This window comes from Oceanispirochaeta sp. M1 (assembly GCF_003346715.1).
Classification (GTDB): domain Bacteria; phylum Spirochaetota; class Spirochaetia; order DSM-2461; family DSM-2461; genus Oceanispirochaeta.
On sequence record NZ_QQPQ01000160.1, the window covers coordinates 1 to 409 of the forward strand.

Here is a 409-nt window from a genome sequence, read left to right on the forward strand (position 1 = left end):
TAAGGGGGGTGAAGTCGTAACAAGGTAGCCGTACCGGAAGGTGCGGCTGGATCACCTCCTTTCTACGAGAAAGGTATTAAGTCTTCAGTCTTTGTACTCTGGAGCAGTCAGTCATTGTTCTCACGAACGATGCCGTACAAACAGTCTTGGCTTTCGTTAAATACTTTTAATTTCCCTAAGATAAATACTGCCAGCCGCAAGGCCGGAGTTTTTATCACTACAATATATAAAATCCGTCAATGGACGGTAGTTTTAGAGGCTTTTGCCGCTGAAACTGTTTGAAACAGTGAATAGCGAAGGGATAAATAATAATATGGTCAAGCGACTAAGGGTCCATGGTGGATGCCTTGGAGCTATCCGGCGATGAAGGGCGTGGTAAGCTGCGAAAAGCCTCGGTTAGAAGCAAACA

General features: G+C 45.2%; 2 rRNA genes. Both read left to right on the top strand.

The features are described from left to right. A 16S ribosomal RNA gene (locus DV872_RS26315) occupies positions 1-62 on the top strand; the annotation flags it as partial. A 253-nt stretch (positions 63-315) separates the two neighbouring features. After that, positions 316-409, top strand: a 23S ribosomal RNA gene (locus tag DV872_RS26320); the annotation flags it as partial.